This window comes from Zooshikella sp. RANM57 (assembly GCF_050749885.1).
In the GTDB taxonomy this organism is placed as follows: Bacteria; Pseudomonadota; Gammaproteobacteria; order Pseudomonadales; family Zooshikellaceae; genus Zooshikella.
In genome coordinates, this window is the sequence record NZ_JBOIUB010000020.1 from 1 (window position 1) to 21,394 (window position 21,394).

Consider the following 21,394-nt stretch of genomic DNA (forward strand, 5'->3'; position numbering starts at 1 on the left):
TTTATTTTCAAGCTCAAACACACCTCAACTCGCCTCTCAGCGGCCGCGCATTCTAGCGCACTGGGTAACTTTGTCAACCCCTCCTTTTTTCCGTCATCTTGTTAAACGACGTTTGACGCGTATCAATTTGGTTAATGGATTTGTTCAATCCGGATTAACCTGTACTGCGTCGAAGGCTTGAAAAGCGTTACCGCTGAAGTGAGGGCGCATTATAAAGACCTCCCTCACAGATGCAACCTTTTTTTCAATTTTTTCTTCGCCTAAATAGGCTTGATAAAAAGCTGCCTTTAGAGTGTCCATCTAATACAACTAAAGAGGTAGATCACTCAATATCTAAGCCACTCATAAACTCAATAGCAGCTTTATATTCATCTTCAGAACAGTTACTACAGCTACCACCTGCGGGCATAGCACCTTTCCCATTCATGACGCTATTCAATAATGCACTTACATCACCACTGACAGCATCTAGACGAGCCTGCCATGCTGCTGTATCACCTTTCTTAGGTGCATTGGCAACACCAATACTATGGCAAGCAGTACAAGCACTATTATATATATCTTCACCAGACCGAGGACCATCATTTGCAGCAACGGGAGCAGCTGCAGCTTTTGCACACTCTTCACCTTCAAGACAAACTTCCCCAACAGGCTTAATACGTTCTGCAATCTCATCATTAAGCGCGGCATTCGCCCCCTGCCCCAAAAACACAACACCTGCCACTACAGCTGAAGGTAAGATACGTTGCAATAATTTTTTCATAGAACCCACGTTACTATCCCCTTAACAGTCCCCACTTAGACCACATCACGTTTTTGTAGCACTATCAACTTATCCAAGCATGAAAGGTGAAAGCATTTTCACTCATATATAGTTGTGCCAGCTTCCAACAATCAGTCAACTTTCTGAGCTTTCAGCCATTTCAATACCATTAATACCACTCATGTAATTAAAAGATAATAAGCTGTGAGTGTGTATCTAGTTTTGTATACACTTGAACAAGTGACTAATGATTCATTGATACATTATTTATATGGCAGGGGATTATAAACCAATTAATTAACCAGCAGAAACCATATAAGTACCTCACCTTGTGATCTGCTTGGCTCTTAATTGGTACAGAGACATTTATAAAACGACAGGTTAAATGTAAATAGCAGCTAAAATATCCTGGTATGAGGTATGGACTATCTAAAAAACTATGGTATGATCTACAGCCCAAATCTAAGCGCCCTTAGCTCAGCTGGATAGAGCGTTGCCCTCCGGAGGCAAAGGTCAGAGGTTCGAATCCTCTAGGGCGCGCCATTTCAAGGCAATACTCCTGATCCCACATAAAGCAATCCCAACCCTAAATCATGAGCCGCTTATTTAAAATAGCTCAATCAAGAATATCTCTTCCAATATACTGAAGATTGTCTAACGCTCCTTCCTTATACTTTCAGTAACCACAGTAAGCTATTGCTATGAAAAAAACATTGGTAAATTTCGTTTTTAGAAAACTACACAACCACAACTGTCCATTTTTCGAACAACCCGCCGACTGATAACCCCCCCATCAGAACGAAAGATCATATAACTGAAATTCCAGGTCATTCTTTATTACATCAAACACATTCAGTATTTCACATAACTAAATCAACTAGACAGTCTACACAAGTTGCTTATTTAATATAAACTGAAAACAAGCCTGATAGAGTATAACCATGTTAAATCATACAGCCTGAAATATTTGAACAACATTGATTCTAACAAAACAATCATTTTTACCATGACAAATGACGCTGCAATAAAACGTATTAAAACGACCTTTGATCCTCAGCTTCAATATATTCAAGTAGAAGCTGTAGAAATAGATAGTCACCTACTAAAACATGCACGCAAAAAAGTGCTTAAGGCTTGTCAGCAGAATAATAACTATCGCTTGCTCGTGTTTTTAAAAGAAATGGGGGAGTCAGTACATCGGAATGCAATGGATTATTATAATTTTGCCACTAGTTTCTTTTCTGAAGGATTTCCTCAAAATACTCAAATCGCAATCATCACCACACCGACCAATTATGGAGCAGAGTCTGTAACACGCATCGCAAAAGACAGACATGTCAATATTAAATTATTTTATGAAGAACAAGAAGCCAAAAAATGGTTATTAGAAACACGCTAATAACTCCCCTCGTTCAAACAAGGGAAGTTATTCATTAACGACTAATCAAGGTACTTGGTTATTAAAAAAGTCTTGAACCTGAGGCCAGATACGGGACACTTTAACACCTTGATTCAAACAACCACCATAATGATGCAAACCAATCGCTTTATTTGAACTCCCTGCTAAAACAGGTGATCCAGAGCTGCCACCCGTTGTATCACAGTAGTAGCCTAAATCAGTCCCACTTGCGCGCCCAGTTCGACTTGACGCATCAACCCGACACACATTACCTGAATTATAGTCACTTTCTATACCAAACTGTTTTGGCGCTCCACTACCATGCTGAGCGATATAAATAACTTCGCTTTTTTGTGGGTCACGCACTTCTAACCCTAAATAACCAAACTGTCGAATTGCACTAAAATTGTTCACCGTAAATAACGTATAATCAAGTGTATAGTCAGTTTTTAACAGAGACTGGCCAGAAACCTTCACAACCTGATTCATTTGCTGTCCACTACAGCTACTACGCTGATAATTAAACCAAACTTCTGAGCCTCGTACAGATGATTCAGTACTCATGCAATGGTTATTAGTAAACATGCGGTTATCTGCACTTACCCGCCATGCAGTGCATAAACCTCTCCCCATCACTAATCGTCCAACCGCGTTTGCATATTTAAACTCAGTAGGGTGCGAACGTTCATAACAGGCGACATCTTTACGCTCATTACTACCGCATGTTGATAATGTACGAACACGATAGGCAATTTCATTTTCCGAATAGCCTCTCATGTAATGACTTATTTTGAGATTATTTTTTGTAGGCACCCAGCTATTTGCTTCATATTGGTGCAACCGCACAATGGCAGTATCGCCAGTGATTGACATACTTGCCCAACGATTAACACCATCCTCTTCGTTATCCACAGTAAAGTCATCGCGTTGTGTATTACCATAACGATATTCTTCTGACCCATCTTTATTACTGACTGTTACCCAGCTTCCCTCAGGAATATCAAACTCAGAAAAATGCACCTTAATAAAACTTGCTCCTGGTTCATTTATCACAACCTCTCCACCCAGTGCTTCTAAATCTCCACCCAATAATGAAGCAGGCATTTCGACTCGATCAGCAATAATAATGGGTTTTAACGATGCTTCTAATTCTTCACTGCTCACCTCCGAGGTATATTCTAATACATTATTCTGATCTTGAGATAAAACAGGTGTGGCAGATAATGACAGCAAAATACTTGCTACAAGCTTTGTTCTAAGTAAGTCCGTTAACATGCTTATGCCTCCTGGCTACACATAAAAATAGAGTTTAATCGAATAAATATCGACCAACGAAAGAATAAATGTATACCTAAAATACAGGGCACATTTAAGTATTTTTATTATTAACAATAATCATTTTGGCATAAACAAAATGAACGAGGGGTTAATTTTTTTATCAAATTAAGATTTTTGTTTGAATAAAATTTGGCAATCGATATGTTTTTTCTTATTCAATTCATAAGATAGGTATTCAAAATAGATATTAATTTAACTCATTTCAATTACCTTAAATAAGTTTATAAAACTAAAAATAATAAAAGAAATATACTCTATCGAAAAAACACTTACATAAATTACATGTTTATAACAAATTATTTAAACAACGCTTGTAATGTCTGCAGTAAGTAAGTCAAACGCTTGCTGGATTTGACATTATGCACAGCCATTGCTACTGCTTTTTTCTGACCGATTAAAATAACTAACTGCTTACCCCGTGTCACTCCGGTATAAAGCAAATTACGTTCAAGCAAGGTAAAATGTTGGGTCGCTATTGGTATCACAACAACAGGATATTCTGATCCCTGACTCTTATGAATTGTTGTGGCATAAGCTAAAGAAAGCTCATCTAACTCATGTTGTTCATAGGCAACATCTCGTCCTTCAAAACAAATTAACAACTCGCCTGATTCTGCATCAATCGATTGAACACGCCCAATATCGCCATTAAACACTTCCTTATCATAGTTATTCACATTTTGGATGACTTTATCGCCTGGTGCATAGGTCCAGCCAAATCGCGTTAATTTAGGATGAGCGTCGCCATTCAGCTTTTCTTGTAATGCAAGGTTTAAACTTCTCGCACCAAGACCACCACGGTTCATTGGTGTAAGCACTTGAATATCATTAATCGGGTCTACATTAAACCGCTTAGGAATACGTTCGCTTACCGAGTATATCAGCTTTGCTTGAATTAACTCAGGCTCATCAACTTCCATAAAATAAAAGTCAGATTGTTCATCTTTTTCACTGACTTTAGGGCTATAACCTCTATTAATACTGTGTGCATTAGTAATTATCTTCGATGTAGCCGCCTGCCGAAAAATCTCTGTTAATTTTGCGATAGGAACAGTATTTGAGTTAATAATATCTGCCAGTACTGATCCTGGCCCAACTGAAGGTAACTGATCAACATCTCCCACCAACAATACTGCCGTATTATTTGCCACGGCACGTAATAACTGGTTCATGAGCACCACATCCACCATAGATGTTTCATCGACGACCAAAAAGTCGGTTTCTAACAGCTTTTTAGCATTACGCTTAAAGTCAAACTGCTTTGGATCGAACTCTAATAAGCGGTGGATTGTAGTAGCTTCTCGCCCTGTAGACTCAGTTAAACGCTTTGCAGCTCGACCAGTCGGTGCACACAGAGTAACATGGGCTTTTTTAGCCGCAATAATTGTCAAAATACTATTTACAACCGTGGTTTTCCCTACACCAGGCCCACCCGTAATTACACAGAATTTATTATGGATAACACGTCGAATTGCATCTTGTTGGGACGCTGATAACTGAATATGATTTTGCTGTTCCACCCAGGGAATTGCTTTATTTAAGTCAATCCCCTGCCAAAATGTATGCCCTTGAGCCAACTGACGAATATGATTCGCTACACCTTGTTCAGCATGGAATAAAGGTGTTAAAAACACACAAGGTACACCATCAATATTCTGTGCAATCAAGTTTTCGGCAACTAACTCCTCGTTTATTGCTTGCCGTAAAACGGTATCTGGAATATCTAACAGCTTCTCTCCCGACTGAACCAACTCTTCAAAGGGCGCAGCACAATGTCCATTGCCAGAAATTTCCTGCAGCACATGGCGTATGCCCGCTCGCGCACGTATTAATGAAGTAGGCTCAATACCGAGTCGTTGGGCAATTTGATCCGCTGTTTTAAAACCAATGCCATGAATATCTAATGCAAGCTGATATGGATTAGCACAGACTTTTTCGACCGCATCCTCACCATAGGTTTTATAAATACGTACAGCACGTGCCGTACCCACACCATGAGACTGCAAGAACACCATAATATCGCGCACGACTTTTTGCTCTTGCCATGCGGAAGTGATCTTCTCCTGTCGTACTTTACCAATACCATCCAATTCTAATAAGCGTTCTGGCTGATGCTCAATAACATCAAATACCTGCTCACCAAAATGCTTCACTAGTCGTTTAGCAAAGTGGGGGCCAATCCCTTTAACCATGCCCGAACCCAAATACTTCTGCATACCCTCCAGGTTAGTAGGCACAATCATCTTCACAGACTTAGCTTGAAACTGCAGGCCATGGCGAGGATCATTCACCCAGATACCAAAGCTTTCAATATATTCGCCTGCCGTGATTGCTGGCGTACTTCCCGTTATAGTGACTAACTCCCGATAACCACGCACTTTTGTCCGCACCACAAAAAAGCCCGTTTCCTCACTATGAAACGTCACCCGCTCAACACTACCTTCCAAGCGTTCCTGAGGCTGATGGTCCGTGGTGTTTTGGTTCATAAGCAATGGTTAACTATAGATAGTGTAAGCATGTGCTGAGCTACCTTTGTGATTAGTCAATTGGTTTCTATTAAGTGGCTCTAGTATTACAAAGCCTAGGACGATTGCCAAACGTAGAGATTATTAACCCCCTCCTAACCTCCCCCTTCAATAAAGGGGAGGAACTGATTGTGCTTACCTGAAACAAAAGTTATCTGCTGCTTGCTCGGTCTGCTCCCTCCCCTTTGCAAGGGGAGGGTTGGGGTGGGGTTTGTTTCTAACAGGAAATTCAGAGAGTTACGGTTTAAGTCTTATTTACTTCCATCAATATTCGACCTAATACACCTTCTAACTCACACATCACTTGTTGGTTAGTAAAATGAAGTACTTTTAAACCACAAGACATTAAAAATGTATCACGTACGTCATCATAAGCCATTCCTTCTTGTGTAAAATGACTCTCGCCATCAACTTCAATAACTAAACGTCGCTCAGCACAATAAAAGTCCACTATATACTGGCCAATACCATGTTGACGTCTAAATTTAACTCTCAATTGTTTCTTACGCAGAGCATTCCATAACCTTCTTTCAGGCTCAGTCAAATTACTACGCAATACTCTTCTTCTGGTTAGACTGTTCTTGTCGTTTTTCACTGTAGTGTAAATTTTGGGTTGATGCTTGTGTGTATTTAACTTGATTATAGATAGAGTTCAACCGGCCACCTTCATTAACCCCCTCCTAACCTCCCCCTTCAACAAAGGGGAGGAATTGATTGTGCTAAACCTGAAACACAAATTGTTTGCTGCTTGCATGATCTGCTCCCTCCCCTTAGCAAGGGGAGGGGTGGGGTTAAGAACTAACCATAAACATCATAAGCAGTACGTTTAATGAGGTATATGTACAAGAGGTAATAGTTAAAATTCGGAAGGAAAAGAGAGCCCAGAAAGATAACAACCAACAATCTGTATATTAATTATACGATTATATTCGTACTTTAGTTTTTACAAATCTATAGCCTGTATAAAATACATACACATAAAGTGCTTTATTGCACAAGCTTTATACAACAAAATTTGTACGTAACTATGCGTAGAATTGGTTACCCATCGTTGAAAGCTTAACAGTTATCACTTTTTTATATACGCACATCAATACTAAAATGCTAACAGGTTGGCAATCATAAAACCTTTGTAGCATAATGCCACAGCACAAAGCACTTAATATGTACGTTCGTTGCATCGTACTTGTTTTGCTACAGGAATGGTTTTAGTAGAACAAGCAGAAAATGTGTGATGAATTCTACATTTTAAAATATTAAATGCAACGTGTTTAGTTTTTTTGGTTAGGAAGTAATCAAGACAGTAAAAGATAACTATTATATTCGTATAAATACGAAGCACTTGAATCTTCTTTTATTAACATAAGAGAAGGAGTCTTCTTATCTTTTAGTACACTACAATTTATGTTGATTTACAGCTTAAATATGCCTTTTTAGAAAAGTATAATTAACTTCAATCAATAAATTAGAGTGTATCTCTCTTGGTTGTCCAAACCAACTATGAAGCAAGTTAGATATAAGAATCGTATTTTAGAAAGTTAGACGACCTTAACTGTTGCAGATAAATACATATTCGTAGCCTCCTTAAAGTGGCTCTCCTTGTTGTTTTTCATACGAATGCGTTCTTGGTTAAGGTCAACAAATCTTCTTACTAAATACATAACTTACATCTTCTTCTCATAGAACATAACTGGATTGTTTATTAGTAAAAAGAACGGAGAGAGACTCGAATGAAAAAACAACAAGGTTTTACGCTCATCGAATTGATGATCGTGGTTGCGATTATTGGTATTTTGGCTGCTGTTGCTATGCCTGCATATCAAAACTACACTAAAAGATCACGTGTTGCGAACGCTATATCTTCCGTGGAAAGTGTAAAAACAAAAATGGTTGAACATTATGCATTCAATGGAAGCTGGCCAGCTAACAATTCAGCATTAGGTAGTGCCAGTAGCATAGCTGGATCGAACACTGAAGCTGGCGTATCAAGTATAACTATTACTGGTAGTCAAATTTCTATTAGCTTTGGTCCTAAGGTTCAAACGGGTGGAATACTTGTTCTTCAGGCCCAAGATCGTAATGGTAACCTAGAATGGGATTGTGTAAATGGAACGACTACATTAAGCTCTGACATCAGACCTAAAATTTGTGACTAAACCCAGTCATAACACAAAACTTTACCTTTAAAAATACGTAGGGGTGTCAGCCCTACGTATACAGATATATCAAAATGAGTATTTGTAAAAAACTTCTTATATACATTCTGTACCTACTATCCTTGATTTGGATAAATTATCTCAACTTACCACAAAAAGTTGAATCGGGAGACATCTCTTTCCTTCCTCTTCTTGCTCCTGTATCAAGATTTATATTAACCTTATTACTTATACAAACAATAATATTTATTGCATCTTCTCTTCTTAGCAGCAAGTATCCACTAACAATATCTGCTTTTATTAATTTGATTCTTGTCTTAATAAACCAAAATATTTTTCCTTACAACAATATTTTCACACCATCGACAATCATAACTATAATATTTATCGTTGGCTCACTATTAATTGAAAAAAAATATAAGAACAAGTGCAAATCAAAGATAAATAAAATTGCCTTTGCTTTACCATTGTTAGCTCTTTCTGCTTTTCTATTTTCATCAAATTCAAGCTTGCAAGAGAAACAACAAAATATTGTTATTATAGGGATAGATGCTTTACGTCCAGATTTTCTTGGAATAAATGATACACAACCTAGTATCACTCCAAATATAGATAAATTTCTAACTAACAGTACTTTCTATACAGACGTCACGACTCCATTAGCAAGAACATACCCTGCCTGGGTGTCAATTCTTACAGGACTTTATGGCACCAACACACATGCCCGTTTCAACTTAATGCCTAAAGGAATGGTTGACCGTCAGCATAACCTTCAAAATACTTTAAAGGAAAAAGGCTATACTACAATTTACGCAATTGATGAGCGCCGTTTTAACAACATAGATGAGAGCTATGGTTTTGACTATGTGGTAGGACCCAAAATTGGTGCAGCCGACTTTGTTCTTGCTAGCATATCAGATATTCCAATAGTCAACCTTACTTGCTTGACTTCAGCTGGAGAGTATATATTCCCTTATTCCTGCAATAACAGAGCCAAACACTCAACCTATATACCTAAAAATTTTGTTGATTCTGTTATGCGAACTATAAAGGCTAATGCTGACAAACCTTTATTTATATCAACTCACTTTACTCTTCCACATTGGCCTTTTCGTTATTCTCAACTAGAGATACCTCAGGGTCGTAAGTTTGACGAAAAAAAACCCAATCACTTTTTTTATATGGCAATGTTACAAGCTGTTGACAAGCAATTTCAGTATTTTGTTGATCAATTAAATAATGCTGGCGTGCTTGAAAATGCATTAGTTATTGTTTTATCTGACCATGGTGAAGGATTTATGCTAGATCAAGATAAGCTTAACAAAGGCATTGAAGGTGTTTCATTTAAAACTAATGCCATGGGACACGGTACTAACATTTTAAGCCTAGAACAATATCAAGTTGTTTTAGGTATTCAAAAGTTTGAGAAATCAAGCCAAGGTATAGTCAAAACAACACCTGTTTCACTAATTGATATTGCACCTACTATCTACGATTATTTAAATATTACTCCTGACTATAAGCCTGAAGGTAAAGCATTAAGCTGGCAAGAAGGCGGTATTGAAGAAGATAGCGAACGCTTCTTATTTATTGAAAGTAGTTTAAGTGTTGAAAGTATGAATAGCAGCCGTCTTGATGCAATTAAAGTCATGATGCAAGGTATACATTACTACACAACTACAAAAGAAGGCCTGGTAACCATTAAGCCAGAACTCATTGATGAAACCATAGCAGCCAAACAGCGCGGTGTTATCTATAAAGACTGGTTATTAGCAATGTTTCCGGATATGACGGATAACATGATTATGGTTAACCGTAAATCAAAAATCTGGTGGCCATTAACCCATTATAAAGAAGAGAACATGGCACCTTGGCGCGAAATGCTCGATGCACTTTGTACACACTATAAAAATGATACAGGTTTTGACAAATACCAACTTTGTCAAAAATTTTCAGGTAGTTAAATGAAATCTAAAGTAAGTTTACTTAATCAAGCGCCTTTCTGGGCGCTTTTTATTTGTGTTGGCTTTGCTCAATATTGGCAATTATTGATTGGGCCAGCGAATGTGGATAGTGTTCGGGCTATCATCTGCCTAATTGAACTAGCCACCATTATTTATTTTCAATCTAAAAGTAACCACGCTAAAAGTTTACCCAAATGGATCATAATATTCTTTAGCATTTGGATTATTTCAACCATAGTATCCACGGTGCTATCAGTAAGGTTTTACTTTTCTCTGATCACGCAACTCGAGTGGTTTACTCACGCTATATTTGCTTTTGTGATAGCACAACATCTCAGCAAACAGCACTGGGATAAGCTAATAGCAGCTATTCCTTTTACGCTGGTTTGTACTGCATTTTACTATGTATATCAATGGTTTACATTAGAAGATCCACATAATTTCAATTGGGTAAATTATGCAACGCCTTTTACAAATATCCGCCAGCTGGGATACTTTTGTACAGTAGCAGCTGTTATTGCACAATTTAGTTACTTATTTAGTAGTAATGATCTTCACAAGAAACTTTGGCTTATAGCAACTATCATATCTGTTAGCTTTTTAGTGTGGACAGCAGGAAGAGGTGCATTCTACTCTTATTTAATCACGATTATTTTTGCTTTGTTTGTTTTACCTTCCTATAGAAAAAAACTAGTATTAACTACATTAATATCCCTAGCATTTGGTTTTTTTATCGCTATCATTGCATCTACAAACACTAGTGCAGGCGAAATTGAGCACTTAAGTAGAATGTCAATTGCCATCAGAATTGGTATGTGGATTGAAACCCTCCAAAGCTTATCTAGTTTTAAAAAACTTCTGTTTGGTTATGGTGTCAATACTTATCAAGTCACATGTAAAAACTTTGTGTTTATGCAACCCCATAACGCTATTGTACAGGCTCTCCATGACTGGGGAACTATAGGCACAGTCAGCTTTCTTTCACTGATCGGCTATATACTGATTAATACACTCTTAAAAATCTACAAAAAAACTATTGAAAGTCATACTCAAATTATTGCTTTTTTTGCCGCAGTATCACTCTGCTTACACTCTTTAAATGCAGGCGTATTTTATCATTCCTACTCTATTTTAGTTTTTGCGCTGTGTATTGCTTATCTATTGCCAATCTCGTTAAACAACAAACAACCAATATTAACTACTGCATATAAGAACTTATGCAGCGGAGTTGTTATATTACTCTTTTGCTTACATCTCACAAACACCTACTGGCTCATTAGACCTGTTATACCAGCACCCAACTCTTTTGCAGCAACGATGGTGCGGTCATTTCCTTCGACAACGTTAATCATTAACCGTTGGATTGAAGCTTGGTATAAATATTATCCTGCAGAAGCTTTTGAGTGGACGCAATGGCTTCAGACCCATGGAGATAATAGTTGGTATTACTATTATCTAGAGGCCCGCGTGCGAAATGATATTGGAGAAAAAAAGAAAGCATCAATGCTGATTGCTCAAGCCATTGAAAATGCTCCCCAACATCAGCAACAACAATTAGTTGATTTCCAAAAGTCTATTAAACATTAAATATACCCTTCACGAATTATTTTTAGGGTTTATTGTCAGCACTCTTGACTACCAAGGACGGTGGGAATGCAGTTTATACATAATGACATGGATGTCATATAGTAGAGCAATGCAGGAGCTATTGCCGAGGAGCATTTAACGGCCACCCCCTTGTGCCCTAGTGGTATAAAAACCCTTCGTTTTAGGTATACAATACTCTCAGTTCCTTATCCCCTCTCATCTTCACACACCTGTCCCTTAACTACACTATACTTGTCATACAGTCTTATAACGTATAACAAGGAGTGTACAATGAGTGATCAAGCAGTGTTGATGCTGGTAACCAGCCACAGTCAACTCACGGATGACAAAACCACAGGCTTATGGTTTGAGGAGTTTGCTGTACCCTACGAGCTAATTAAACAGGCTGGATTTGATATCACTGTTGCCAGTATTCAAGGAGGAAAGGCACCGGTAGACCAACAAAGTCTGCCCAAAGAGGGAGAGCATGCCGAAGCGATGATGGTATTAGAAAATACCATTCCCCTCACTGATGTGGCCCCTGCCAATTATTGCGGTTTATTTATTCCTGGGGGGCATGGCACTATGTTTGACCTGCCTAACAATCCTGCGGTTGCTTATGCCATTGGCTTTTATATTGAAAAACATCAGCCTGTTGCAGCAGTTTGTCATGGGGTTTGTGCCTTAATTAATGATATCCCCGGTTATGGACCTAAATTCGTCAAAAGCCGTATTCTAACCTCATTTACCAATGAAGAAGAGCATGAAGTCGGTATGACTAACCATGTGCCGTTTTTATTGGAAACCCGGTTACGTGAACTTGGTGCCGATTATCGTGGGTCTGACAATTGGTCAGATCATATTGAAATTGATGGCTTATTAATTACTGGGCAAAATCCTCAGTCCAGTGAGAGCACCGCTAAAGCTTTTATTCGGGCTTTAAAGGATTAAATTTTCTGTTTGTTCTTTTAACCCCCTCCTAGCCTCCCCCTTCAGCAAGGGGGAGGAACTAAATACGAAAATACCTCCCTTACAATAAGCAAAAGGAACCAAAAGCAAAGGCACATCCTCCTAGAACAAGAGAGTGCCTTAACACAAAAGCATATCTCTCTTTAAAGCTAGGTTGCGGGACTAAGTGCAGAAAGTATACACCGTATATTCCCTCCCCTTGGTAAGGGGAGGGTTAGGGTGGGGTTTGTAATACATACCGCAAAATTCAGCACTTATATATTTAAGCTCATTTAACCCCCTCCTAGCCTCCCCCTTCAGCAAGGGGGAGGAACTTAATGCGAAAATATCTCCCCTCAAATAAGGTAGAGGAACTAAAAGTTACGGTTCAACCCCTTCTCAATAAAGATACAAAGTTAGAGTGGGGTTTGTACTTTATATTTTAAATTTGTCATGTTACCGTCACTAAAAAGCAACACATGGACAGTAAGTTGAGCGAAAACTGTGCATTATATAAGTCATTTCTTGACGATTTATGCCTGTTAACGCTATCGCTTATAAAAAAGGTAGTATGAGTAACATGACAAATCACTTTCTCTCTCGTTGTGTTTTAGGCACATCGCTTGCGTTTATTCTTTCAGGTTGTCAACACTATACTGAACCAGCACCTGCTACTCTGGTGGGTTATGCTAAATTACCGGCCGATAGCTTTGCGCAAGGGCCTGTGGCAGGTAAAGGTTTAGGTGTATCCACCATTAACGGCAAACAAGTTCCTTTTAAAAAAGGACAGCCCATCCAAGGCTTTTCCGCTGTTTTAAAAAATCCTGATGGCACCTTTTTAGCCATGTCCGACAATGGCTTTGGTAAGGTGGAAAATTCAGCTGATTTTAACTTGCGTTTATATACTATTCAGCCAAACCTAAAAACCAATGATAAAACAGATGCAGGCCTCGTAAAGGTAAAAAGCTTTATCGAGCTACATGACCCTGACCATAAAATTCCCTTTGCTATTGTTAACCACTTTACTCAACAACGTGTTTTAACAGGAGCGGATTTTGATATTGAATCTGTACGTCGTACAGCAGATGGTACTTATTGGTTAGGCGATGAGTTTGGTCCTTTTTTACTGCATGTAGATGCTAATGGCAAAGTTTTAGAAGAGCCTTATCGACTGCCTGACTTTAGTCGGACAGGTCACTATTTAAACTCGCCACAAAATCCTTATTTAGAGGAAGGCTCTAGTGTTCGTATTATGAATGCTGTCGCTCAACATGCTGCACAACACGGTGCCAATTATCAGCCTGTGTTTTCACCCTACCATGTTATGCTGCAGGACAATAATCCAAAAGTAATTCACTATGCACGGGATAATGACACCCCCAATGGTTTAAAACTTGCGGCAAGTGATGTATTTGATATTCAATCCATTAAAAAAGCAGGCTACCCCGTTGTTACCTGGACCGTTAATGAGCTTCCAAGAATGTTGGAACTGATGGAGCTAGGAGTGAGTGGCATTATTTCTGACCGTCCAGACTTATTATTAACCGCAGTTAAGCAGTTTGATGGAAACAAGGATGGCAAACCAGATTACCTCACTGCTGAAGGACTGATTGATGCCCAACATTTTGACGCCCAAGGCCATCGTGGCGGTCGTAATTTACGCCCTGAAAATACGTTGCCCGCAATGGAAGTCGCATTGGATAACCTAATGACGACACTGGAAACAGATATTGGTATTACTAAAGATGGTGTTGCGGTACTTAGTCATGACCCTTATATTGAAGCCACTAAGTGTCGTTTAAGTAATAACAGGGTTTATACAGAACACCAGCAAAAACTTATCAAAGACCTTACATTTAATGAAATTCAAAACAATTTTGTTTGCGATAAAGTCTTTCGTGGTGACTCTCAGGTTAACGATGCCTCACTATCGCCAGTTACTTTAGCTTTTACCCAGAAAATAGGCTTAAAACACAGTTATACACCGCCTAGCTTACAGCAGGTTTTTAACTTTGTTCGTTTTTATCAACAGTTTTATACAACAGGCCAAGGTAAAAACCATCCTCTTGCCGTTCAACGCAGCAAAGTAGCTCAGCAAGTTCGATTTAATATTGAAACGAAATTAAATCCACGTAGTGATCGTGATAGCCATGGTGTCGTTTATAACAAGCGTACTGTTACGCCAGAAAAAATGGCAACAATTTTAGCGAATACTATCATGCGTAATGGATTAACAAAGCGAGCGGATATTCAAAGCTTTGATTTTCGCTCACTGTTATATGTTCAGAAAAACTATCCTGCAATTCGAACCGTTTACCTCATCGGTGATTTTCCCAATAAAGGGCCTTATGCTGATGACGGTACCAACTTACAGGATGAACAAGGTAAAAATACACCGTGGTTAGCTGGTTTATACTGGCCTTATCGCAACACTGCGTTGGTTGATGGTATCCGCATCAATCGCAGTAGCGGCTTTGAAGGCATGGCATTAAGTGCCGATGGCAATACTCTGTTTGCCATGCTTGAAGAGCCAGTGATTGGTAACGATAAACGTGAGCTGTTAATTCATGCTTTTGACCTGCAACGTAAAGTATTTTCCGGAAAAAGCTATCGCTACCCTATGGCAGATAAAAGCAAGGCCATAGGTGACTTCACCATGATTAATGCAAAACATGGGTTAGTGATAGAACGTGATAACGAAGAAGGTACTGCTGAAGCCTTCAAAATGGTTTATCTCATTACCTTGCAGAACGATGGTCAAGTATCAAAAAAGCCATTGGTCAACTTAATGACGATTAATGATCCTCATCAACTGGCAGATAAACAGACAGGTGATTTTGGCGTTGGCAATGGTAAGTTTGCCTTTAGCTACACGACCATTGAAAACATTGAGGTGTTGGATGAACAGCACATTGCAATAATGAACGACAATAACTACCCATTCAGTATGGGTCGTCATTTAGCATCCAAGCAACCAGACGACACTGAGTTTATTGTGTTACGTTTGCCTGAAAAGTTAGAGCTATCAAATAAGTCTCACTAAAAACGTGATTTTCTTCCAGTAAAATTTGGGCGTAATGTGTTTTACGCCCTTCTCCTTCATTTCAAAACTAGGCTATAGCAAACAAAGATGCTAGTGTCTTTTTTAACCAGACAGGTTGAAAAGGAGCCACTATGCCGCTGCGTCTGAAATGCTTGATAAGTCTTATTATTGCATTGCTGGCAAGCATTGCCTGGATTAAGCCTATTGATCAGTCCACCGATGCCATCATAACTGAGCACTTAAAAAATGCGGCTGTCACGTTTGCGGCTGCACGCTTATTGAATGGCGCTATCTCGGTTGTGCAAGGCACTGAGCTGTCCATAGAACCTGTGGGTATAGGACTTACCTTTAAAGCCGGGGAAATTCTTGACCCAGTGAATGATATGGTTGAGCGGTTTTCCTGGGTAATGCTCGCCAGTACCACCTCCCTCGGCATTCAAAAACTGTTGATTCAAATGATCAGTGCGCACTGGTTTAACATTATGCTGTCAGTCATGGCGGGTTTACTTGTCATTGCATTATGGACTCCAAAAGCAATACCTCGTACTCAACTGTGGTTTACCAAGCTGTTTGCATTACTGATTGTGGTACGCTTTGCTTTAACGATAGTTGTGCTGGCTAATCATTTACTGCAAGTACATTTTCTTGAGCAACAACAGCAGCAAGCCACGGAACACTTGCAAATAACCACTCAGGCTATTGAGGATTTTCAACAGCAGCAAATCGAACAATCCCATGAAGAAAAATCTTTCATGGATTCTCTTCGTGATCGATGGGATCAGGTTAGTCGGCAGCTTAACCCATCAAAACAGTTTGAAGCTTTACAGGCTAAAGCAAACCAAGCTATTGAAGATATGATGCTATTAATTGCCAGCTTTCTACTACAAACCGTCTTATTACCGTTGCTGTTTTTGTGGGTCCTCGTGAAGGTTTCGGGCTTTATTATGAGGTTTGAAGCGCTTCCTGCTAAGACACTTGCCTAACCACACTACTTAACCCCCTCCTAACCTCCCCCTTCAACAAGGGGGAGGAATTAAAAAACCGCACAATCTATTCCATTCCTTTCAACAAAAAAGCGGAATTAAACATGCAACATATCGCTATGCTCTCTGTTCCCTCCCCTTGAGTAAGGGGAGGGTTAGGGTGGGGATAAGAAGGAGAATAAAAAAAGAAATTAAAGTATTATAAATATGCAAGCACTAATGACATATAAAATGGAATAATAATAATGCCCATCCCCGTACTCGCAAGTACGGCAACTGCAGCCTTTTGTGGTTGAGCATCCAGCTCGACTGCTACTGCAATATTGTTTGCCGCTAAAGGCACCATCGACATTAATAAAATGCCGTACATAATTGTGCGATTAAAACTATGAAAAACAAAGTGATCAATAATGATTGCGATGATTACGGCAACTGGCCAAAAGATATATTTAACAATTGATGTGACCGCAATAAACTTCATATCAATATGGCTACGAGATACTTGTGCTAAACCAAGGCCAACAATCATCATACCTAAAACAGTATAAGCACCTTTAAATGCTTCAAGGCTTTCTGCTAAATTTGCAGGTAAATGAAAACCCGCTAAGTTTAAAATTAAACCTGTCGAAAATGCATAAATTAAAGGCAACCGGGATATTTTACGTAAACTATCCTGAATCGTAAAATTTCCACGTGCCGTAATATAAAAGCCAACCGTACTCTCAAATACCATAAAACCCATTAGTGAAAAAAGTACCACAGCAATGCCTTCTGCATCGAACAGTGCCATGGCAATCGGTAATCCAAAGTAGCCCGTATTACCTGTACCCGATGAAAAAGCAAATAAATTACGCGTATTATCTTGCCACAAACGGCCTCCCCATAGAAAAGCTATAAAAGCTAAACTACAGGAAATACAAAAAAACATAATTGGTAGCATGGCATAACTGAGCTTAATTGGTGCTTCCATCATGCCTGTAAAAATAACAATAGGTGCTACGACATAAATTAGTAATGAAGAGAATGTTCGGGTATTCAAAGGAAGGCGCTTGCCCGCAATAAAGCCTAGCACAACAAGAATAAATAAAAAGGTAACTTTGCCCAGCAGTATGTCAGTATCCATAGAAAGGGGTCCAACGGGTTAAGAGATTACAAAGCATAATTGTACTGAATATCCACAAGATGAATAATACGTAATATATGAAGCTTTTATGTGTTTATTAGAAAGGACCTAACAACCCAATAAGAACAAGTTCATATTCGCCGGCCTTGCTGGTTCTCTGCAACTCACTGGCATAAACAATTGTCTAACAAAATACTTCTCGTTAATAAAAACTGACTACTTAATAGTCGTATCAATTACATAGGCTTCTTCATTTATCTGATCTGATCGAATCACAGACATACTAGCAAATTTAGGATTTTCAAAAAAAGAATATAATTGTTGTTTTATATAGCTATTATGCATATGCTTTGCAATGAGCCTTTCAAACTCATAATCATAAAAAAAGTATAATAACAGACATTATTAAGGACATGGATTTATGGTAGAAATAATCGTACGCTATGTTCACTTTATTGGAATTATTGGATTAGGTGCAACACTTGTTGTAGAGCATTTACTGATCTCATCAGAATTAACAGCACAACAAATTAAAAAGATTGCAAGGATTGATGCTGTATATGGCATTAGCGCTTTAGTCACTTTAACTGCCGGTTTGTTATTATGGTTCGTTGTAGGTAAGCCTGCAGACTACTATTTGAAAAACTGGATTTTTCATACCAAAATTTCAATATTTATTTTAATCGTTATTCTTTCTATTTACCCCACAATATTTTTCATAAAAAATCGTAAGAGCAACTTAAGTAAAATATCCGTATCTAAAGCCATCCCCATCATTTTGCGAGTAGAATTAACCTTGTTTTTATTACTGCCTTTACTTGCGCTCATGGTAGCAAGAGGCTACGGGAGCTTTTAAATATACCCAATACGAAGGATTTTTAGGGGCGGCTGTCAAGCGATGAAGCCTCAGGAGCTTATATTAATAAGTGACTGGGGTGAAGAGCGCGGACAACAAACCCTAAAAATGATTCGTGAAGGGTATAACAATAAGGAGTGCTTGATGAGTATTGTATCCACCGAAAATGCAGAACATTATATCTGGGGGTCAATCTGTGATGGTTGGCACCTGGCTAAATCATCAAACTTAAGTGTTATCCAAGAACGTGTTCCGCCAAATAGTTCCGAAGTTAGACATTATCACCAGCGATCTGAGCAGTTCTTTTATGTTTTAGCAGGCCAAGCCACATTAGAATTAGAAAACAGTCATATTCACACATTAAAAACCAACCAAGGTTTTCATGTAACACAGGGTGTCACTCACAAACTCAGTAATCAAGGAAGTGAAGACTTGCACTTGCTGGTAATATCATGTCCACCAAGCCATGGGGATCGAGTAACCATGGAATGATAAGTCTCAAGTTGCTGGATCCAGAATCACCCATTATGATCAAAAGTTAAACGAGTAAGCAGGTGACTTTTAAATGAAGTACTCAATCACTATTGCTCTTACTGCACTGCTTTCAAGTACCCAAGTAATAGCTGACATAAGCCCTGAAACCAAACAAGAGATAGCACACTTATTGGAATTTGTTCAAAACACTACTTGCAAGTATGACCGAAATGGGGAAATGCACACAGGCTCAGAAGCTGTAGAGCATATCCAGAAGAAATATAACTACTTCCAAGACAAAGTGAAAACCACTGAAGACTTTATTCGCTATAGTGCCACCAAGAGCGAACTATCTGGTAAACACTATCGTATCCACTGCCAAGGTAAACCTATACAAAACAGTGCATCCTGGCTACTAGAAGAGCTAAATAGCTACCGCCAGTCAAATAAACCATAAGAGAATAAGGCCAACTTCCTGAACAGCTATGTGCGCAATCTATCCTCCTTATGTAAGGGGTTTAGTGAGGCTAAGAGAGCATTACAAGGACTTTCGTTTAAGAACGCAAACAGCAAAAATGTGTCAGTACGACATGAATACAGATCTGCGGAGTTGTTAGGGGAAGCGCTAAGGATAGCGCTCATATTAAATAATAGGTGGAGGGGATAAGTGCACAGAGAATGGAAAGTATGTTTTACTTAATCAACCAGTCAACAAAAGGAGTTGGTGAAGGCGATATAAAAAATAAAGCAGCGACAATTCCCCCCATTAATACAGAATTAAGTGGATTTCTAAAATCGATCGGCTTTAATGCTGTACCAAATGATTTTTTAATTCTGGCTCCAGCGATATCAACACTGTATATTTCATCCAATGTGAGGTGAATCAAAAAGCCAAACGCAATGGCAATACCACTACCCCAAGCCAATACAGGGTTAGCTTGCAAGGCATAATGGCAGAGGACAATTGTGATCGACATAAAAAATGCCCCTGCCAACAATGAATGGTAAATACCTCGGTGTACACTAAACTTTGCAAATACTTTATAACCAATAATACGTACACTTAAAAATACGGAAAAGCCTATTAGCAATAAAAATGGTGTAGCAGGTACTGGTTTTAAATGCGTTACTACCAATACGACCGACCCAACAGCAAGTGCTGTAAATAATGCTTTGACTGGCTTAGCATGGTCGGAGTCAATATCAGGCAAAACACCACCAATACAAATAAGCAACCATGTTGTTAACGCTTGAGAGATTGATAGCCAGCCTTCCCCCAAACCCACAATAGATACAACGCCACCGGCTGCTGCAGCAACATTTATGTGTGTGTTAAAATTCGCCATAAAAACCCAAAATTGCTTAGCTCAACTCGATATACCAAATCACTAATATTAACCATTTGTCGTATATATGGCTATTCAGACTTTTGATTTGTTAGAAGAAGTAGCGTATTGCCTAACCAATAATAAAAAACTAAGCATAACTATAGCGAAAGTTTGGTGATAATGTTGCTAGGCGTGTTTTAGCATACGATTTATATACACTACAAATGCCCTAAGCAACCAAGGGCATTTATGCTCAATATCATCTAAAGGGAAGTGGATTACTGGTGAGGTATATACTAATGTCTTACGCCAATTTTAAGCAGAGCAATTGAACGGGTATCGTCATCATCCATAAGACAGTGACCAGCCACTACACAGTCAATATGATCATCTGGCTCAGGCAGCTCACCTAACAAGTCCAAAGACCCTATTTTCTCTACCCAGTCACCATGCGGTGTTGCATAGCGAATTTGAAAATGGTCTGGATCAATAAGCCGACGATACAACCATGGAAAACCATTGATGGGTTTATCGTGGACTACCACCCAACCATCTGTTGTAGTAATCGCCATTTTAACTCCTTTTACCCTTTTGTCATTTAATATCCTGAAAGCCAAACTGTATAAAAGAATGAAAGTAAAGTGTATAAGCTAGTTCTCATACCTATACCATATTGTGTATATCAGATTTCATTCTTTTATCTTAGATCGAATAAACTTTGTTAAATATATCAAGCTTCAGTGTATCAAACGAGTCTGGGTATCAATCTGCTACTACATCAATTGTTTAGGAAACACGTATACCAATATATTGGTCTACCGCCAATTTCTTTCATTATTAAAACAGCGTTTCAATATTTAGCAGTGTAGGCAACACCTCATCGTAAATACGAGTTCATCGTACCTTT

The 21,394-nt window shown here is 38.7% G+C and carries 18 protein-coding genes and 1 tRNA gene; 12 read left to right on the top strand and 7 right to left on the bottom strand.

Annotation, left to right across the window (positions count from 1 at the left end):
- Window positions 1-181 (top strand): hypothetical protein (locus tag ACQ96U_RS24675; protein WP_431723941.1); only part of this gene is annotated, 181 nt, incomplete at its 5' end.
- 141 nt (window positions 182-322) lie between these two features.
- Here ACQ96U_RS24675 and ACQ96U_RS24680 read toward each other — a convergent pair.
- Window positions 323-763, bottom strand: coding sequence for a c-type cytochrome (locus ACQ96U_RS24680; RefSeq protein WP_431723942.1), 441 nt, complete (start codon window positions 761-763; stop codon window positions 323-325).
- Window positions 764-1,229: 466 nt separating this feature from the next.
- On the opposite strand from ACQ96U_RS24680, the gene ACQ96U_RS24685 reads away from it, so the two are divergent.
- Together ACQ96U_RS24685 and ACQ96U_RS24690 are read left to right on the top strand one after the other, a co-directional pair.
- Window positions 1,230-1,306, top strand: a tRNA-Arg gene (locus tag ACQ96U_RS24685).
- Between the two features lie 463 nt (window positions 1,307-1,769).
- Window positions 1,770-2,162, top strand: coding sequence for a hypothetical protein (locus ACQ96U_RS24690; protein ID WP_431723943.1), 393 nt, complete (start codon window positions 1,770-1,772; stop codon window positions 2,160-2,162).
- Between the two features lie 45 nt (window positions 2,163-2,207).
- On the opposite strand, the gene ACQ96U_RS24695 is transcribed toward ACQ96U_RS24690, so the two are convergent.
- The 3 genes from ACQ96U_RS24695 to ACQ96U_RS24705 all read right to left on the bottom strand — a co-directional run bounded on the left by ACQ96U_RS24695 (window position 2,208) and on the right by ACQ96U_RS24705 (window position 6,620).
- Complete coding sequence (locus ACQ96U_RS24695; protein ID WP_431723944.1) at window positions 2,208-3,437, bottom strand: trypsin-like serine peptidase; 1,230 nt, start codon at window positions 3,435-3,437, stop codon at window positions 2,208-2,210.
- A gap of 359 nt (window positions 3,438-3,796) precedes the next feature.
- Window positions 3,797-5,986, bottom strand: a complete 2,190-nt coding sequence (gene recD2 / locus ACQ96U_RS24700) for an SF1B family DNA helicase RecD2 (protein WP_431723945.1) — start codon at window positions 5,984-5,986, stop codon at window positions 3,797-3,799.
- 283 nt (window positions 5,987-6,269) lie between these two features.
- Window positions 6,270-6,620 (bottom strand): endonuclease domain-containing protein, encoded by a 351-nt coding sequence (locus ACQ96U_RS24705; RefSeq protein WP_431723946.1) that lies wholly within the window; start codon window positions 6,618-6,620, stop codon window positions 6,270-6,272.
- Between the two features lie 1,135 nt (window positions 6,621-7,755).
- Here ACQ96U_RS24705 and ACQ96U_RS24710 point away from each other — a divergent pair.
- The 6 genes from ACQ96U_RS24710 to ACQ96U_RS24735 all read left to right on the top strand — a co-directional run bounded on the left by ACQ96U_RS24710 (window position 7,756) and on the right by ACQ96U_RS24735 (window position 16,706).
- The gene (locus ACQ96U_RS24710) at window positions 7,756-8,181 is read left to right on the top strand and encodes a pilin (RefSeq protein WP_431723947.1); all 426 of its coding nucleotides are present in this window, start codon (window positions 7,756-7,758) and stop codon (window positions 8,179-8,181) included.
- 74 nt (window positions 8,182-8,255) lie between these two features.
- A complete protein-coding gene (locus ACQ96U_RS24715) occupies window positions 8,256-10,145 on the top strand; it encodes a sulfatase-like hydrolase/transferase (RefSeq protein WP_431723948.1) in 1,890 nt (629 codons plus the stop codon).
- Window positions 10,146-11,732, top strand: a complete 1,587-nt coding sequence (locus ACQ96U_RS24720; protein ID WP_431723949.1) for an O-antigen ligase family protein — start codon at window positions 10,146-10,148, stop codon at window positions 11,730-11,732.
- 291 nt (window positions 11,733-12,023) lie between these two features.
- Window positions 12,024-12,683: a type 1 glutamine amidotransferase domain-containing protein gene (locus tag ACQ96U_RS24725; protein WP_431723950.1), complete on the top strand. Its 660-nt coding sequence runs from the start codon at window positions 12,024-12,026 to the stop codon at window positions 12,681-12,683.
- A 577-nt stretch (window positions 12,684-13,260) separates the two neighbouring features.
- Window positions 13,261-15,723, top strand: a complete 2,463-nt coding sequence (locus ACQ96U_RS24730; protein ID WP_431723951.1) for an esterase-like activity of phytase family protein — start codon at window positions 13,261-13,263, stop codon at window positions 15,721-15,723.
- A 131-nt stretch (window positions 15,724-15,854) separates the two neighbouring features.
- Window positions 15,855-16,706, top strand: coding sequence for a hypothetical protein (locus tag ACQ96U_RS24735; RefSeq protein WP_431723952.1), 852 nt, complete (start codon window positions 15,855-15,857; stop codon window positions 16,704-16,706).
- Window positions 16,707-16,905: 199 nt separating this feature from the next.
- On the opposite strand, the gene ACQ96U_RS24740 is transcribed toward ACQ96U_RS24735, so the two are convergent.
- Window positions 16,906-17,829: an AEC family transporter gene (locus tag ACQ96U_RS24740; RefSeq protein ID WP_431723953.1), complete on the bottom strand. Its 924-nt coding sequence runs from the start codon at window positions 17,827-17,829 to the stop codon at window positions 16,906-16,908.
- Window positions 17,830-18,250: 421 nt separating this feature from the next.
- On the opposite strand from ACQ96U_RS24740, the gene ACQ96U_RS24745 reads away from it, so the two are divergent.
- The 3 genes from ACQ96U_RS24745 to ACQ96U_RS24755 all read left to right on the top strand — a co-directional run bounded on the left by ACQ96U_RS24745 (window position 18,251) and on the right by ACQ96U_RS24755 (window position 19,616).
- A complete protein-coding gene (locus ACQ96U_RS24745; protein WP_431723954.1) occupies window positions 18,251-18,685 on the top strand; it encodes a DUF2214 family protein in 435 nt (144 codons plus the stop codon).
- Between the two features lie 42 nt (window positions 18,686-18,727).
- Window positions 18,728-19,177 (top strand): cupin domain-containing protein, encoded by a 450-nt coding sequence (locus ACQ96U_RS24750; protein ID WP_431723955.1) that lies wholly within the window; start codon window positions 18,728-18,730, stop codon window positions 19,175-19,177.
- 73 nt (window positions 19,178-19,250) lie between these two features.
- A complete protein-coding gene (locus tag ACQ96U_RS24755) occupies window positions 19,251-19,616 on the top strand; it encodes a DUF5329 family protein (protein WP_431723956.1) in 366 nt (121 codons plus the stop codon).
- 235 nt (window positions 19,617-19,851) lie between these two features.
- Here ACQ96U_RS24755 and ACQ96U_RS24760 read toward each other — a convergent pair whose 3' ends face one another.
- Complete coding sequence (locus tag ACQ96U_RS24760) at window positions 19,852-20,505, bottom strand: metal-dependent hydrolase (protein WP_431723957.1); 654 nt, start codon at window positions 20,503-20,505, stop codon at window positions 19,852-19,854.
- 278 nt (window positions 20,506-20,783) lie between these two features.
- A complete protein-coding gene (locus tag ACQ96U_RS24765) occupies window positions 20,784-21,059 on the bottom strand; it encodes a hypothetical protein (protein WP_431723958.1) in 276 nt (91 codons plus the stop codon).
- Window positions 21,060-21,394: the final 335 nt, after the last annotated feature.